At 52.3% G+C, this 17,985-nt stretch carries 11 protein-coding genes; 1 reads left to right on the top strand and 10 read right to left on the bottom strand.

Annotated features, from left to right (window positions below; all coding sequences use genetic code 11):
* Positions 1–12: 12 nt before the first annotated feature.
* The 9 genes from H8L32_RS20565 to H8L32_RS20605 all read right to left on the bottom strand — a co-directional run bounded on the left by H8L32_RS20565 (position 13) and on the right by H8L32_RS20605 (position 13,299).
* The gene (locus H8L32_RS20565) at positions 13–1,338 is read right to left on the bottom strand and encodes a TolC family outer membrane protein (RefSeq protein ID WP_186949140.1); all 1,326 of its coding nucleotides are present in this window, start codon (positions 1,336–1,338) and stop codon (positions 13–15) included.
* Positions 1,339–1,362: 24 nt separating this feature from the next.
* Positions 1,363–1,686: a rhodanese-like domain-containing protein gene (locus tag H8L32_RS20570; protein WP_186949141.1), complete on the bottom strand. Its 324-nt coding sequence runs from the start codon at positions 1,684–1,686 to the stop codon at positions 1,363–1,365.
* A 37-nt stretch (positions 1,687–1,723) separates the two neighbouring features.
* Positions 1,724–2,374 (bottom strand): protein-L-isoaspartate O-methyltransferase family protein, encoded by a 651-nt coding sequence (locus tag H8L32_RS20575; protein ID WP_186949142.1) that lies wholly within the window; start codon positions 2,372–2,374, stop codon positions 1,724–1,726.
* A gap of 42 nt (positions 2,375–2,416) precedes the next feature.
* On the bottom strand, positions 2,417–5,617 hold the full coding sequence (locus tag H8L32_RS20580; RefSeq protein WP_186949143.1) for an efflux RND transporter permease subunit: 3,201 nt from the start codon (positions 5,615–5,617) through the stop codon (positions 2,417–2,419).
* Between the two features lie 2 nt (positions 5,618–5,619).
* Complete coding sequence (locus H8L32_RS20585; RefSeq protein ID WP_186949144.1) at positions 5,620–6,777, bottom strand: efflux RND transporter periplasmic adaptor subunit; 1,158 nt, start codon at positions 6,775–6,777, stop codon at positions 5,620–5,622.
* A gap of 236 nt (positions 6,778–7,013) precedes the next feature.
* Positions 7,014–7,640: a TetR/AcrR family transcriptional regulator gene (locus tag H8L32_RS20590; RefSeq protein ID WP_186949145.1), complete on the bottom strand. Its 627-nt coding sequence runs from the start codon at positions 7,638–7,640 to the stop codon at positions 7,014–7,016.
* 406 nt (positions 7,641–8,046) lie between these two features.
* Positions 8,047–9,867: a glycoside hydrolase family 28 protein gene (locus H8L32_RS20595; RefSeq protein WP_186949146.1), complete on the bottom strand. Its 1,821-nt coding sequence runs from the start codon at positions 9,865–9,867 to the stop codon at positions 8,047–8,049.
* 459 nt (positions 9,868–10,326) lie between these two features.
* On the bottom strand, positions 10,327–11,316 hold the full coding sequence (locus tag H8L32_RS20600; protein WP_329605211.1) for a LacI family DNA-binding transcriptional regulator: 990 nt from the start codon (positions 11,314–11,316) through the stop codon (positions 10,327–10,329).
* A 381-nt stretch (positions 11,317–11,697) separates the two neighbouring features.
* Positions 11,698–13,299 (bottom strand): tryptophan halogenase family protein, encoded by a 1,602-nt coding sequence (locus H8L32_RS20605; RefSeq protein ID WP_186949147.1) that lies wholly within the window; start codon positions 13,297–13,299, stop codon positions 11,698–11,700.
* A gap of 362 nt (positions 13,300–13,661) precedes the next feature.
* Here H8L32_RS20605 and H8L32_RS20610 point away from each other — a divergent pair, with 362 nt between their 5' ends.
* Entirely contained in the window at positions 13,662–16,076 is a 2,415-nt protein-coding gene (locus H8L32_RS20610; RefSeq protein WP_186949148.1) for a TonB-dependent receptor, read from the top strand.
* Positions 16,077–16,640: 564 nt separating this feature from the next.
* Here the strand turns inward: H8L32_RS20610 and H8L32_RS20615 are convergent.
* Positions 16,641–17,984: a GH1 family beta-glucosidase gene (locus H8L32_RS20615; RefSeq protein ID WP_222619437.1), complete on the bottom strand. Its 1,344-nt coding sequence runs from the start codon at positions 17,982–17,984 to the stop codon at positions 16,641–16,643.
* Position 17,985: the final 1 nt, after the last annotated feature.

Here is a 17,985-nt window from a genome sequence, read left to right on the forward strand (position 1 = left end):
AATCAATGCGAATCAATGCTGCAGCAAGGCATTCACTTCTGCCAAATCTTCTTCTTTCAACGTACCGGCTGCAGACTTCAGACGCAGGCCATTCAGGACAGTGTCATAACGCGCTTTTGCCAAAGTCTGACGGGTTGTATACAACTGTTGCTGCGCATTCAGCACGTCGATATTGATACGTACACCAACCTGATAACCCAGTTTGTTTGAATCCAGTGCAGACTGGCTGGAGATTTCCGCAGCTTCATAGGCCTTCACCTGGGCCAGGCCAGAAGTCACGCCAACGAAAGCCTGACGTGCACCCTGAGCCGCAGTACGGCGTGCATTTTCATAGTCACTGCGTGCCTTGTCTTCCAGCGCGATCGATTCCTTGACGCGGCTGTTGACGGCAAAACCGGAAAACAGCGGGATATTCCATTGTATGCCTATGGTAGTAGGCTTGACGACACCGCTTGAAGGCGGGTTAGTCGCGCCACCAGTCGACTGCCGACCGGTCGTCGCTACCAGGTCAACTGTCGGGTAATGACCAGCGCGGCTTTTTTCGATATCGCGCTTGGCAATTTCCACCGCCACTTGCGAAGCGACCACACTGTAATTCTGTTTTTCTGCCGAACTGACCCAGTCATCAATCACTGCCGGCAATGGTGCATTCAGTTTCACGCCCGGTTGCAGTGGTGCCAGTTCACCGGCTTCCTTGGCAATAATTTGTTGCAAGGCTGCGCGCTTGACTTGCAGATCACTTTGGCCTGCGTATTCCTGTGCAGTCACCAGGTCATAACGCGCTTGCGCTTCATGGGTGTCGGTGATGGTGGAAGTGCCGACTTCAAAATTGCGTTTGGCAGAAGCCAATTGTTCAGAGATGGCGCTCTTCTGTGCACGCAGGGTTTCCAGCGTGTCCTGTGCTGCCAGCACATCGAAATAGGCTTGTGCTACACGCACGATGAGGTCTTGTTTGGATTGGGCAAACTGTGCTTCGCTGACCAGCAGCAGCAACTTGCTTTGCTCATATAGCTGCCAGTTGGTCCAGTTGAACAAGGGCTGCGACAGGGCCAGCGTCCAGGCATTGGATGTGCCTTTCACGGTACGGGAACCGGCAACGGCATCGACTTCAGCGTCGGTGCTGGATTTGGTATCTGTTCCTCTCAGAGCGATACCTGGCAGCAGTCCGGCACGACCCTGTATCGGTTTTTCCTGTCCAGCTGTCAGCGATGCGCGGGCACTTGCATACTGCGCATCATTGGCCAGAGCATCCTTATAGATTTGCAGCAAATCTGTGGCGTTTGCATTCAGAGAAAGGAAGGCACTGGCAAGCAGTGTGGCAAGAATAGGATTACGCATGTAACGCTCCGAAAAAAAAGTAAATTAATAGGTAGGCATTGCCGGGTCGACTTGCTGCGCCCATGCATGCACCCCACCCGTCAGGTTAATTGTCTGGGTATAACCCTGACGCTCTAAAAAATTTGCTACCTGCATACTGCGTCCGCCGTGATGACAGATACAGACAATCACGTCATCCGGTTCCAGGTCATGAAAACTCGTTGGTACCGTTTGCATGGGCATCAGTTGCACACCGGGGATATGACAAGTCTGATGTTCCCAAGGTTCCCGTACATCGAGTAAAACAGGTGGATTTCTGCTGCTATCGTTCAACCATTGCGCAAGCTCGGTGGCAGTGATGTGTTGCATGATTTTTTCCGTTGTGTTCTAGCGTATCGATTGAAATTTACAGGCTGAAATGCGAAACCGGTGCCGCACCAACAGCAGGGGCAACCACGGTTTCAAACAAATTGCGTGTCGATACATCAGTGCCGGAAGTACGGGTCTGCAACTGCGCAGTCAGAGTAGGCAACTGGCCAACAAACGCCAGCAGACGGCCACCGGTATTCAATTGCTTTTGCAATTGTTCGGGTACTTGTTCCAGACCGCCGGCGATGACGATGGCGTCATAGGTGCCGGTATGTTTGAAACTGAATGCATCTGCCAATACGACATCCACATTGCTTACATGGTTGTTCGCCAGATTGCCGATAGCCAGGTCACGCAAGTCTGAAGATGATTCCAGCACCGTGACATGACGCGCGCGGTAAGCCAGCAGCGCTGCCAGGTAACCATTGCCAGCGCCGATCAGTAATACTGTTTCCTGTTTTTTCAGGGCCAGTTCTTCCAGGATGCGGGCTTCCAGTTTTGGTGTCATGGCCTTGCTGCCATCGGGCAAAGGCAGTTCCGTGTCAAAAAACGCCAGGCTTTTTTGTTCTGCCGGAAAATAATCTTCACGCTTGACAACAATCAGCATGTCCAGCACTTCCTGGTTCAAGACATTCCATGGGCGGATTTGTTGCTCTATCATGTTGAAGCGGGCTTTTTCGATGTTCATGTCTTTACTCGATTGCAAAATTAATAGGGAACCGGCATTTTATCAAAGCACTTGGGCAGTTTGACGATTACCGCGCCATTTTTGCGTAATCCACAGGCCCAAATCATCCAGATAGGTGTAAATCACCGGCACAACCACCAAAGTCAGCAATGACGAAGTGATAATCCCACCTATTACTGCCTGGCCCATCGGTGCACGCTGCTCGGAACCTTCTGACAGGGCAAAAGCCAGTGGCACCATGCCAAACACCATCGCCAGCGTCGTCATCAGGATGGGGCGCAGGCGCACATGCGCAGCTTCCAGCAGTGCTTCCATGCGATCCATGCCATCTTTTCTTGCCTGATTGGCAAAATCTACCAGCAAAATGGCATTCTTGGTAACCAATCCCATGAGCATGATGAAACCGATGATGGAAAACATGTTCAGCGTTGAACGGAAGAACATCAGGGCCAGGAATACGCCAATCAAAGTCATGGGCAAAGCCGACATGATGGCTACAGGCTGCAGGAAGCTGGCAAACTGCGACGCCAGTATCATGTAAATGAAAATTACTGCCAGGGCCAGCGCTGACAGGGCATAACCAAAGGATTCGGTCATGTTCTTGGTCGCGCCACCCATCTTGTAGCGATAGCCGGGCTGCCATTGCATGCCTTCCAGCACTTTTTTGACTTCAGCACTGACTTCACCGGCAGAACGCCCCACCACATTGGCAGACAGTTCGACTTCACGGTTCAAATCACGACGATTGATCTGATTGGCACCGGTCGATGGTTTGATATCAGCTACCTGGCGCAAGGGCACCATCTTTGGCGAGCCGTCGGCATTCGTCTGTGAACTGGTCAGCATGAGACGCGACAGGTCTTCGGCATTATTCCTGTCGTTGGGTGACAGACGTACCGTGACATCATAGTTTTCATCATCCGGCGCCCGCCAGGTGGTGGCGATTTCACCTGCCAGCAAAGGCCGCAGGGCACCGCCTATCTGGGCCACACCCACACCCAGGTCAGCCCCGATATCACGGCGTGGCTGTACCGAGATGGTTGGTTTTTGTGCCTTCAGACTGGAATCAAGATCAACCAGGCCAGGAATCGTGCGCAATTTTTCCTGCACCTGTTCCGATAATTTACCCAGTTCCACCAGGTCACTGCCTTGCAGGCTGAAACGCAGGTTCTTGTTATCACCACCCACGCCATCCAGCGCACCGATGTGGGTGACGGTAATACCGGCAATCTGGCTCAAACGTGCGCGCAACGGCACCGACATCTGCACCGTCGATCTGGCCCTGTCCTTGCGTGGCACCAGACGGATAAAAGTGGTCACATAATTTTTGCCCTGCGCCGCACCGGTGTTCACGGTGCTGTAGGTATCCAGTACTTCCGGGAATTCCTTGACCACGGCTTCCACCTGATGCACCTTGGTTTCTGTCAGTTCCAGCGATGAACCTACCGGTGTGTAATAGGTGACGCCGGTTTCAGAGTAATCCGCCTGTGGCACGAATTCAGAACCGATCAGACCAGTGCCGGGTATCGCCAGCCCCAGGAAAAAAGTCAGGGCCGCGATCAGCAGGGTTTTGACGCGGTGCCTGAGCGACCAGCGCAGCATGACCTGATAGCCACGCGAAAACCATTGCACACCACGTTCAAACTGTTCCAGCACACGGCCTATGCTATTCGCATACCAGCCTTTGCGAATGGGCTTGCCGTTTTCATCTGTCGCAGTGTGACCATGGGCATCCGGGTCAGGCCAGATGGATGACAGCATCGGGTCCAGTGTGAAAGACACGAACATGGAAATCAGCACGGCAGCCGTGACGGTAATGCCAAACTGATGGAAGAAACGACCAATGATGCCGCCCATGAAACCCACCGGCAAAAACACCGCAACGATGGAGAAAGTCGTCGCCAGCACGGCCAGACCGATTTCTGCCGTGCCTTCCAGCGCAGCAGTATGGTGATCCTTGAATTTGCCATTCACCTTCATGCCGGCATGACGCACGATGTTTTCACGCACCACGATAGCATCATCAATCAGCAAACCCACACATAGCGACAGGGCCATCAGGGTAATCATGTTGATGGTGAAGCCAAACATGTCCATGAACAGGAAGGTGCCTATCAGTGCAACCGGCAGGGTCAGGCCGGTGATGACCGTGGAACGCCAGGAATTCAGGAACAGGAAAACAATCAATACTGTCAGTGCGGCCCCTTCTATCAGGGTACGGCGGACATTTTCCACACCCACACGTATCTGGCGGGAACCATCCTTGATGACCTGCACCCTGACACCGGGATACTGCGCCTTCAACTGCGGTTCCAGTGCCTTCAGCGCCTCAGTCAGTCCGTTGGCTACTTCTATGGTGTTTTGCCCCTGGGCTTTCAGGATATCCAGCGCCACGGTACGCTGGCCGTTATACAGGGCCAGACTCTCTTGTTCTTCCTGCCCATCCAGTACGGTCGCCACCTGCGACAGCAAGACCGGTTGTCCGCCACGACGGGCAACGATGATGCGGCCAAAGTCTTGCGGATTCTGGATGCGGCCCTGTATCTGTACCACTTTTTCATTGTCCAGCGCACGGATGGCACCGGTAGGCAATTCCTGGTTTTCATTACGCAAGGCAGTGATGACCTGATCCACGCCCAGCCCCAGTGCCTCAAGCTCATTCGGTTTCAGGTAAATCTTGATCTCGCGTTTGACACCACCGACCAGGGTGACAGAGCCGACACCACGTACATTTTCCAGACGCTTTTTGACCAGTTGATCACCGATGGTGGTCAGCTCGCGGAAATCGCGTTTCTTGATTTTGTCGTCATTCGTTACCGATACGGAAAAGATGGGCTTGTCCGAAGGATCGTAGCGGGTGACGCGTGGTTCCTTGACTTCTTTACGGAAGGTGGATTTGATCAGCGCTACTTTTTCACGCACGTCCTGCGCAGCCTGTGCCGGGTCTATCGTGAGGTCAAATTCCAGGATGACCACCGACGTACCTTCATACGAACGCGACGTCAGTGCGCTGATACCATTGATGGTGTTGACGGTTTCTTCCACCTTGCGCGTCACATCCGATTCGATGGTTTCCGGCGAAGCACCTGGATAATCAGTCTGGATGACGACCACCGGAAAGGTAATGTCAGGAAATTGATCAACCCGCAGGCGCTGATATGAAAACAGGCCAAGCACCACAAAAGCCACCATCATCATGGTAGCCAGCACCGGATTGCCTATACTGATACGTGTGAACCACATGCTTACACCTTGCCTGTGGCGGTTATCAGTTTGACGGCAACACCGGCACGCAAGCGTCCCAGGTTGGCCTTAACAATGCGGGCATCCGGCGTCAGACCTGCGGTGATTTCAACCACGGTCTGGCCCTTGCTGTCACCACGCAAACCCAGTTTCACCGGCTTTTGCTGCAAGACATTGTTTTCTATCGCATACACAAAAGCCTGCTCAGCTTCATACTGTATGGCAGTGTCCGGCACGGTGAGTACGTCGGATTTTTTATCTACCACCAGTTGCGCCTCGCCGAACATGCCGGCACGCAATACCGTATCGGGATTGGCAACCTGCACATAGGCCATGATGGAACGCGAACCGGCAGTCGTGGACGGATTGATCCTGACGACTTTGCCTTCCACCGCCGCAGTCACACCTTCGATTTTCAATTGCACTGCCTGACCGATGCGGATGCTGGCAATATCCTGGGTCGGTACCGGCGCTTCCATTTCAAGCACGCGCAAATCGACCACATCCAGCAGGCGATTATCGGGGGATATCTTTTCGCCAGGCTGCACCATGCGGCTGCTGACCATGCCGTTAATCGGCGCCCGGATGACGGTATCTGCCAGAGCTTTCTGTGCCACAGCCAGCGCACCTTTGGCGCTATCGACATTGGCTACCGCTATCGCATACTGATTATTGGTATTGTCGTAGGCATTCTTGGAAATGAAACTCTTGTCGAGCAAGGCGCGGTTATTGTCGCGCGCAGTGCGGGCGATTTCAAGTTGCCCCTGGGCTGCAGCCAGCGCACCGCGTGCCTGTTCCTGCCGCGCCAGATAATCGCTGCTATCCATCTTCACCAGTATCTGGCCCGCCTGCACGGCCTCACCTTCGCGCACCAGCACTTCGGTGATGTCACCTGCCACTTTGGCTTTGACCGCAGCCTGATTCACTGCACGCAAAGCGCCTGACAATACCAGCAATTTTCTGACTTCGGCAGTTTTGACTTCGGTAATATCGGCTGGTAAAAATTCCAGTACCTGCACTGCTGTGCTGGCACTGACAGTCGCTGCAGTCGTTGCATTAGCGGCAGCAGTAGTCCCCTGCGATTTTCTTTTGGCCAGCAGCAGGCCTGCTGCCAGCAGCACCACTACAGCGATGATCCAGAATGTCCTGCGCTTTAACATGATTGTTTTTTCCAAAAAGTAATTGTTTCAAGACCTGGAAACATGGGCAACAAGTCCCCAGGATCAGATGAAACCCTGACTTTAATGCCTGACACTGTGTAAGGGTCAAGCAGCGCATCTATATATAACTGGACCTAAGCAAAACCGCCGCAAACGCAACCCGCATCATCCCGCGCAGGCATTGTCATGCTCGCGGCAGTTACACTCGAACCTTCTGGTGGTGCATCAAATTTTTTCTATATACGCAAGCTATGCAATGCGATTTCTATATAATGCTCAAGATAGGTATCCAGCTTGCCAGGATCAATTTGGCAGACACCTTGTGAATGCTTCCACATCATCATCATGATCACGGGTGCCGTCAGTATTCTGGCATCAATTTCCAGATCCACCTGACGGAACTCACCGCGCTCCATGCCCCGACGCAACACTGTTTTCATCAGGTTTTCACCACGATCAACAACTTCTTCCTGATAAAACCTGGCCAGTTCGGGAAAATTCCCGGCTTCTGCCATCATCAGTTTCGGCAAACCGGATAACTTGGTATTGCCAACGTTGTCCCACCAGGTATGCGTGATCAGGCGAAACAGCTCTTCGCTGCTGCCGTTAAACTGACCAATCGCATCCTCTGCCGCCCCAATCAAAGGCACGATGCTTTCCCTGACGACTGCCTTGAATAACTCTTCCTTGCTGGAAAAATACAAATACAAGGTACCTTTGGAAACGCCAGCAGTACGCGCCACGTCATCCAGACGTGTCGCAGCAAAACCGCGCTCGACAAACAGTTCAAGGGCAGCAGCAAGCAATTCTTGCGGGCGGGCATCCTTACGACGCTCCCATTTAGGCTTAAAAGGACATGACATTATAGCAATAAATCAATTAACTTACTTTTGAGTCAGTAATATAGTCCCCGTCCCTTTCAGCGTCAAGACAAACACCATCTCTCAGGCAGGCATTCTGACAAATCCAGGGGAAATTGGCCTGGCATTTGCGACAGACTGACGAAATCGGGGTTGGAAATGAGAAATAACTGGAATAAAAGTAAATAATGCCGCTTTTATATGCAGGTATCTGCCAAAGCACTATTTCCTGAATAAGTATTCATTGTGCAATACTTTTTATATGGAATTGCATGGCTGACGCGATGAGCCATCCTGCAGCTAGCTGAAGACATGCTCAAAATAAGACATGTTATTTGCCATGCGTATTCCAGGACATGTTGAACTGGTACTACAGCATTTCAACGTGCGGCAGGACCGGGGCACTGCGTCACGCAGATAGCACTTCGTTGTAAACCTTGTTCGCAATGGTGACGTTACGCAATACCAGATCACGCACGTTATGGATGAACCACGCTTGCTTGTCATTTACCGGTGTGCCGAAATCACAGTCACTGATGGTCACGTTCGTAATGGGCGACACCACGGGCTTGTCCGGGCCGTTGTAACTGGATTTCAAGGGCCCGAGCAAGACTATCGCCTGATAGCAGGAACGCGCGCCCTGATCAGTATTCACATTGCTGACTTTGACTCCGCTGATGTAGACATGCGATACCTGTGGCGACCGTATGCGCATCACGTCATCCCTGGGGGCGTAATCGCAATCGAAAGTAACGACCGCCCCACCGCCGACCGATGCACTGCGTGGCGGCACCTCGGAACCTGGCAACAAATTGGAAAAACTGGCCTTGGTCTGCACCCCGTTAGGCAAAGTCACATAGCGCACATACAGGTGACGCAAAAATCCGCCACGGTTCATATTGGTTTTCAGACGTATGGCAGTGCGCAGGGCATCGCTGGCCCAGTGAAGATTGCGAAATTCCACATTCTGCACATAGATGTTTTCAATACCGCCAGCCATCTCGCTACCCAGCGTGACGCCGCCGTGACCGCTATTCATGATGGAATTCTGGATCACGATATTGCGTGTTACACCATACTGGATGTCGCGATTTTTGCCAGCCTTGATAGCAATGCAATCGTCGCCGGTATTGAAGGTGCAGCCATCGACCAGCACGTTGTCGCAGCATTCCGGATCGAAACCATCACTGTTCGGGCCCATGCTGTTCATCTGTACATTGCGGAAGAGAACATTGCGGCAATTGACAGGATTGTGCAACCAGAACGGCGCAGCCTGCACCTGATAGCCTTGCAGTAATACATCGGTACAACCTATCAGCTGTATCATATGTGGCCGCAAGAAATGACCAAGACCAAAAATCCGGCGTTCAACCGGCACTCCTGCCTCAGACAAGGCGGGCAGGAAATAATGGTCGGAGCGCCAGCTTTCGCGGCCGCCTTCGATCAGCTTTGCCTGTTCTGGCGACAAACCGGGTGCCAGTGATTCCAGCGAAGCCGGATTGCGCGGATTAACCACGCTTTGCCTGTCATTCGCGGGTGCACCGTCTGCCTTGCGGCCGGCCCAGCCCCACCAGCAATCTTTACTGCCGGGAAAGGCAACGCCACCCTGACCATCCAGAATACTGGTGGCATCTTCACCAGTGAGGGCGATGTTTTGCTGGCCATAGGCGTACACCAGCGGCGAAAAATTCAGACAGTCATTGCTTTGCCAGCGTGATAGCACCAGCTTTCCATTCGGGCCACAATCATAGTCGCCATGGCGTGCGTAGTCGGTTGGCTCATTGCTAAAAAACAGGTGGGCACCGGCAGCCAGATGCACATGTACATTCGAGCGCAGTACCATGGGGCCACAGCATAACCAGTTACCCTTTGGTATGAGTACGCGCCCACCACCAGTCGCATGGCAAGCCGCGATGGCTGCCGTAATCGCCGGATAAGAATCGGCAGCACCTGGTTTGGGTGCCTTGACCTTGCCACGCTCATCATGAGAGATGAAAGCATCCGCCTGCCCGACTTCGCATTCACTGGCACCATAGGCGGTAATTACAAAGTCTTGCTGGCGAAAATTCAGTGTACGGGTGCAGCGGTCAATAATGGTTTGTGCTGCCTGCCATGGATCATCCTTGCTTGCGGCCAGTACGGGTTGAGACAGACTACTGGCCAGCACTGCACCTGCCTGCAGCAATCGGCGGCGTTTCTGATTGACCGGGTGCGCTTGATGTTTGTTCACTGTCTGCTCTCCATTTAGTTGTTATCGCGTTTTTTCGCTTTGGCGCCACCTGAGATGCTGAAAAAGAAAGCAGCCATTCAATCGTTACTGCTGCTGAGCTGGCCCCTTGATGCACAGGGCTTCTTCAGGCAAGTTGTACGATGTCCGATGTCGATGCGAGTTTAACCAAGATTTCCATGTTTTGCAAACAGACAAACAGCAACCGGCCAGTTGCTGTCACTACCAGCGCATTCCAATAAGTGACCTGAAAAAATAGACACAAAGAATATGTATGAAGCTTCAAACGGCGTTGAAAGGCGATGCGATACGTTGGCCGCTGGTTTCATGCCAGGAAGGATGAGAGTAGATAAAGCTGGCAGGCAGCAGGCTACCCATAGGCTTAAAAGACACCGTTCTGCGACAGGAGGGCTTGCCCGAACTTGTTATAGCTTAGTTCAGCTTGGTTAAGTTTAGTTAAGCTTATCTCAGGCGCCGAGTAGTTTCCCTGGCGATCAATTCCAGCCCTGGCAAGGTCAGGTCCACATCGGTTCCGCTGATCAAACCCAGCAGTGTCCTGGTGGCCAGCAAACCCATGTCATACAAAGGCTGGTGGATAGTCGTCAGGGGTGGCGTGGTATAGAGTGAACTGGGCAAATCATCGAAACCGATGAGGGAAATATCTTCCGGTACCCGTATGCCTTTTCTGTACAAACCCAGCCGCACGCCATAGGCTGACAGGTCATTGGCAGCAAAGACGGCACTGAATTGCTGCTGGGTTTCGAGCAGGCGGTTGATCGCCATCAGGCCGCTGGCTTCATGGAAATTACCTTCGACCACCAGGTTTTCTTCGAATGCGATATTCGATTCTTGCAGGGCACGCTGATAGCCCTCCTGCCGTTCCAGCGCATCCGTATTATTCGCAGGGCCAGTGACAAAGGCAATGCGTCTGTGACCCAGTTCGATCAGGTGACGGGTTGCCAGATAGGCACCATGCTCATTGTCAAGCTTGAAGCCCACTGCTGTCTTGCTTTGCAGGGCACGGCCAGTGGCGACGATCGGTTTGTCGCGGGCAAATTCCAATACCGTCTTGTCGGCAATGCGGCCAGACAGCAGGATGATGCCATCCACCTTGCGCGCCAGCAGCAGCTTGATGCGTGCCGCCTCTTCTTCTGCATTCCAGTGACCACTGACGATGACGGATGCATAGCCTGTGCCTTTGAGCCCCTCATCCACACCATGCAGGGTTTCATCGAAGAAAGGGCTGGCAATATCCTGCACTACGATGCCTATGGTCATGGAACGGCCGCTTTTCAGGCCTTGCGCCAACTGGTTAGGCTCGAACTTCATTTCTGCGATGGCAGTTTCAACAGCTTTGCGCTTGTCTGGCGACACCTTGGCAGTACCATTGAGTATGCGCGACACGGTGCTGGGTGAAACACCTGCTTCGCGTGCTACATCCAATAAAGTCACTGGCTCATTTTTTGTTCTATTTTTTTCGACCACGCAATACCTTCCGTAGGGCGGGATGATTCTTTGGAAAGATCATTGTTAAACACATAGGACTCAGGCAAAGTTGTTCCAGCAAGGCGAAGTACACCAGCAGTACAAACAGTACGGCCGTACAGCCAGAAGCTATAAGGCTTTAGGGCAATTTTACGTAAGTCTTACTATGAAAAGCTTTTCACAATCAGGATAGCACGCTTCTTTTCAAATGAGCAAACGCCGGTACTTCCAATCAGCTTTTGCTCATGATTACTCATCAAAAGAGGCCAGACCAATTTGCGGCGTCATAAGGACGTCATAAGGGCGTCATTGCAGTCGGCCCAGGCAGCAAACATCCTGACAGCCTGATCAAGCCCGGCGCGCCACCGGCATACCGCCGGATACCTTGCACAAGTGCTCAACCAGTTTCCGGTGATCAGGCAAGTCATTCATGGCATGCTGGGACATCTGCGCGATCATCTGGAACTCTTTAGCGGCTTCTTCAAAACGCGGGTAGGCAAATTGATTGATGCCCATGTCGGTCTGGAATTCCATCCCGTACAGGACAAACTGCCAGCTGGATGGTGGATACATTTCCAGGTCAGTCACGAAATCCATGCGATTGGGCGGACGGCAACGCCACATTGCCATTCTCTGCTGCAGACTTTCGGGGATGGTGGAAGGGTCAACATTGTCGCGCCAGAATGCACTGTCCTTGCGCTGCGTCAGGCAGTAATGCATTTTGACGAAATCGATAATGCGTTCATAACGTTCCTTCATATGCTGGTTAAACTGGGTGGCAACCGGTGCCAGTTCACCATTGAATGGGAACAGATAAGTCAGCAGATAGGCGGCCGTTTCTATCAGGCCGATGCCGGATGACTCCAGCGGTTCCAGAAAGCCGCCGGACAAACCAATCGCCACGCAGTTCTTGACCCATTGTGTTTCGCGGTAGCCCACATTCAGTTTCAGCAACCTGGCAGACATGCCATCTGATGCCGGGCCTATGTAATTGCGCAAGACCTGCTCTGCCCGTGCTTCATCCGTGTGGCGGCTGGAATACACATAGCCTATGCCGCGTCTTTGCTGCAAGCCTATGTCCCAGGTCCAGCCGGCCTCATGCGCAGTGGAAATGGTGTAGGAAGGGATGGGTGTATCTGGCTGTGCATACGGTACCTGCATGGCCACGGCACGGTCCACAAACAGCACGTCATTCATGTTGCGGAAAGGGGAACCCAGTGCTTCGCCTATCAGGGCAGCACGAAAACCGGTGCAGTCTACATACAGGTCAGCAGTAAGTGCCAGCCCTTCTTTGGTATGCACGGCGGCAATGGCACCGTCATCATCAAGTTGCACATGTTCGACCGTTGCCAGCACCTGTTGCACACCCAATGATTTGCCATGCTCGCATAAGAGGGTCGCCAGTTTGCCGGCATCAAAGTGATAGGCGTAATTCATGGGGCCCAGAAAATCCTTGTCGTCGAAACGCTTGGGGCCGCGATGCGCATCGGCAATGCGCTTTTGCATGCTGACCGCATCGGCAAACTGACGACGTGCCTTGCCAGAACCGGCAGCACCGAGCAACCAGTAAGGCAATAATTCCGGCCCACCCTGGCGCTGGCTGGGATGGCTGAAGGGATGGAAATAATGTGCATCCCCTTCTGCACCAGCAGGTCTTACCCAGTCGGTAAATTGTATGCCTTGCTTGAATGTGGCATTACATTCGCGAATGAAACGCGCCTCGTCAATGCCTATGGCGGCCAGGGTGCCGCGTATGGAGGGAAAGCTGCCCTCTCCTACACCGATGATGCCTATCTCTTTGGATTCCACCAGGGTAATGCTGATGCCATCCGGGGATGCACCTGCTTTTTTAGCGAGAGAAAGATTGCTGGCCAAAAAACATGCGGTCAACCAACCAGCAGTTCCACCGCCCACAATCAAAATATTCCTGATATTTGATACTGGTTTCATTCAAAGTCTCCTGTTTCTGGAACTCATTTCATGAATAGAAGCAAGTTCTCCTGTTTTTATATGCGCCTGTTGCAAAATTCACACGGCTTTGCTGTAACACCTTACGCGACTGACACGCCATCCAGATCTGCAATCATCTATGAGAGAAGTTGAGCCAAATCCGTGCTGCGCTACCTTCTGGCATTTAATATTACAACATTTTGAAAACGTTACCATTTTATATTTGACACAGAATTCCCTTTCTATGTAATATGAAAACGGTTTCAAAACAAGAAATCGCAAAACATATATAAGAAAACGTTTTCACATAAAGACGTAATGGTTTAATAAGCCAATAAATCTAACCGTGTAACAGGAGACATATGAAAATCAGCACATTCGTGCCGCGGAAAGCCGCGTGCACTCCCATCCAGCTCGCCATTTTTTCCCTGCTCGCCAGCATGGGCAGCGTTCAGGCACAAGAACAAACTTCCGCTCAAGCCCAGGCAAAAGCCGCCAAAGAAAGCGCCACCATTTCTGAAGTGATTGTGACCGGTACCAAACGTGCCACGTCATTGCAGCGCACACCAGTGGCCATCACCGCCATCAACGCCGAAACACTGGAAGATGCACACGTACAAACCGTCCAGGACGTCGTCAACCTGGTGCCTGGTTTCCAGGCCACCGGCCAGGGTGACCATGGCGTCATCACCATGACCATGCGCGGCATTGGTAACGATAGCGCCAAAACAGAATACGCCGACCCTGAAGTCGCCTTGTTCATCGACGGTATTTATGCACCTCGTCCTGAAGGTGCGACTTCCCTGCTGTTTGATCTGGAAGGCATAGAAGTTCTGCGTGGCCCACAAGGTACCTTGTGGGGTCGCAATGCCACAGTGGGTGCGGTCAATATGCAAACGGCCAAGGCCAAGATCGGTGACAGTTCCGGCAATTTTGAAGGTGGTGTAGGCAGCTACAACCGCATTGGTACACGCGGCGCCTTCAACGTACCGGTCAGCAGTGAATTCGCTTTGCGCTTTGCCTTCGTCCATGAAAAACATGATGGCTATGTCGATTTCCAGACACCGCCTACCCTGTCCCTTGACAGCCAGAAAGCAGCATTTGCCACTTACCTTAAAAACGGTGGCACTGTCGTACCATTCCAGCCTATCAACTACGCGCTGTTTACACAGGACGGACCTAAATACAGTGCGCAGGATCAAAGCGCCGCCCGTATCAGCATGTTGTGGAAACCGAATGCTGCTACAAAGATAGACCTGTCCTATGAAAAATTCGTGGACCGTGGCACGCCATCGATGAACCTGCTGCAAAATCCGCGCGCAGGACAAAGCCAGTGGTCAGCGCTGATTGATACCGCGCCTTTCCTGAAACGTGACACCGATTCCATTCGCGGCAGAATCGAATACGCCATCGACAAGTCCATGCAACTGACTTACATCGGCGGTTATTCCAAGTTCAGTGGTTCTTCCCGTTTCGACCAGGATGGTGGCGCCACCTTGCCAACCAGTTTCACTACTGGCGGCAACATGCAGGCCAACAATACAGTCTCATCCAATTACAAAAACTTCAGCCATGAAGTCGAGCTGCAATCCATAGGTGCGCGTGATATCGACTGGCAACTGGGTTTGTATTATGGTTCTGAAACCAATGATATCCGTTTTGATATTCCTATCCTGAACGCTACCTATCAAGGCACAGTGGGCTGGCAGGGTTCCTTTATCCAGCCAAAAGAAACAGTGGAAACTGCTGCGGCTTTTGGTCAGGCAACCTGGAATGCCAGCAGTGACACCCATATCACTGGCGGTCTGCGTTTCACCTCTGACAAACGGACTAACGTCGGTGGTCGCGGCTACGGCTTTTCCAATAAACCGGAACTGAGCCAGTCTGCCATTACCCCGAATGTGGATCCGGCTTCGGCGACATCCAACTTTGCCGCCTATTCGTTCAATGATGGCAGCTACAGCGGCAGCAAGATGACAGGCCTGTTGCGCATCTCGCATGATATCGACAAAGACAACATGATCTATGGCAGCATCTCTACCGGCTATAAATCGGGCGGTCTGCAAGATGGTGGTAAAACCTACGGTCCTGAAACACTGACCAACTTTGAAGTCGGTACCAAGAGCACCCTGCTGGGTGGCACAGTCAGGCTGAACAATGCACTGTACTATGGCAAGTTCAAGGACTTCCAGTTCAGCGCACCAGTCACGGCACCTGATGGCACTCGTGGTCTGCAAACATCGAATGCTGACGGCGCTACTGTGTACGGTTTTGAATCCGAGCTGGCCGCCAAGCTGAGCAAAGACGACAAGCTGCAAATCACCATTGCCATTGCCAAGGCAACGCTGGGTAATTTGATTGGTGGTTCGAACGACTATGCCCTGCCAGCCTGCAAGATCCCTGGTATCAGCAACTGTCTGGACGTGTCAGGCAACACCATGCCACATACACCAAAGTTTTCTGCACAGGTCATGTATCAGCATACCTTTCATCTGAATGAAGGCACATTGACACCACGTCTGAGTCTGCATTACGAAACAGATACCTGGCTGAGTGTGTTCAACTATGGTGACGGCGACAAGCAGGAAGCCTATGCCCGTGCCGACCTCGGCATGCGTTATCAATCCACAGGCAAAACTGCCTGGTATGCTGATTTCTTTGTCCGCAATGTTACTGACAATAAAATCAAGACCAGTGCTTTGAATGCCAATGGACCATGGCAGGCACAATACCTGCCACCGCGTACAGTTGGTGTGAATGTTGGTATCGATTTCTAAATAAGCACCATCCATTCAGCGCAAGCAGATAAAACCCCCGGTTCACGCAAGTGACCGGGGGTTTTTGCATGGAAAGATGCATAGGCAATTGATCGAAATAACACTGGCGACTCCCGGATTATCTTTAGCGGAATTCAGCAAGGCACTCATGGCAGCAGACAGGGCACTGCAAACGACGCCATCGCCCTCGTGAAAAAGCGGTGGCGTACCTGAAAGCCAATGGCAAAGAGAAATCCTATATAGAACTCCTTTCATTAATAGGGGCGAGATGCGTTTGCCAAGGCGTCAGCCTTAGTTGCGCATGGTACACACCTTACGCCTTGCACGACATCTCAAATCATCTTGTTCGTACTCACCCCTATTTATAACCAACAGCAAGACTGTCCATGAGTGGGCAGACTATAAATGGCCCAATCTCAATACCAAGGAACTGGAAGCCAGGTCAACCGGCATTGAACGTGTCGGTGATGTACTGAAAGGTTGCGGGATATACAAATGAAAATGCCTGATCCGGCACACACCGGATCAGGCATAGTTAAGGCTGCTACCTTTGACTGATATGGCCTAAGCTGCAGTCTGTGAGCGAATGAAATTACGGTACCAGTAAGCACTTTCTTTCAGGGTGCGTTTTTGCGTGGCATAGTCAACATGCACCAGGCCAAAGCGCTTTTCATAGCCTGAATTCCATTCGAAATTGTCCAGCAGACTCCAGTAAAAATAACCCTGCACATTGACCCCGCCCGCAATCGCGGCCTGCACGGCTTCCAGATGCCATTGCACATAGTTGATGCGCGCCTGGTCATTGATTTTTCCATCAACGATCTGATCGGCAACGGCCATTCCGTTTTCAGTGATATAAACCGCCGGCAAGTCTGGATATTCTGCCTTTAACTGCAGCAAAAGATCGGTCAGACCGGAAGGATAAATCTCCCAACCCATGTCGGAGAAGCCCAGTTTTCCCTCTGGCTGCCGGGGTGGATTTTCGGTACTGACAAAGGCACGGAAATAATAATTCACTCCCAGAAAATCCAGTGGCTGGCGGATAATCTGCATATCTTCCGGATGCACCTGGAATTGCGCCATGTCCATACGGTCCAGCGCTTTCTGCGGATAACGTCCCTTGAATATCGGGTCCATGAACCATTGCACCGAACGTGCATATTCCCATTCAGCGGCAGCAATATCTTCCGCACTGTCGGTGGCTGGTGTGGCTGGCCACTGATTCAGAACGATGCCAAGGCGCGCCGGACTGTTCACTGCACGCATGGCTTGCATGGCCAGGCCATGCGACAACAACAGATGATGGGATACCTGCAAGGCCTGCACGGTATCGGCAACCCCTGGCGCAAACTGGGCATTGCCATAGCCAAGATTGGCCGTACACCACGGCTCATTATGCGTTGCAATGGTAGCCACACGCTTGCCAAAACGCCGCGCCACTTCGGCAGCATATTCGGCAAAGCGCAGCGTGGTTTCGCGGTTCAGCCAGCCACCTTTGTCCTGCAAGCCTTGTGGCAGATCCCAATGATACAGAGTGATATGGGCCTTGATGTTTTTTTCTTCCAGCTTGCCCAACAGGTTTGAATAGAAATCAAAACCTGCTTCGTTCCAGGCTCCGTATCCCAATGGCTGCACCCGTGACCAGGAAATGGAGAACCGGTAGGAATCTACCGCCAACGAGGCAATGATGTCCACATCTTCGGCGTAGCGATGATAGTGATCGCAGGCCACGTCACCGGTGCTGCCGTCAATGACCTTGCCTGGCGTATGGGTAAACGTGTCCCAGATGGATGGGCCGCGCCCATCGGCAGCTGCGCCGCCTTCAATCTGATAGGCGCTGGTAGCCACGCCCCAGGTAAAAGCCGGTGAAAACACAAGTGATGCTGACGAATTATTCATAGTATTCATT

The organism is Undibacterium hunanense, assembly GCF_014284335.1.
Classification (GTDB): domain Bacteria; phylum Pseudomonadota; class Gammaproteobacteria; order Burkholderiales; family Burkholderiaceae_D; genus Undibacterium; species Undibacterium hunanense.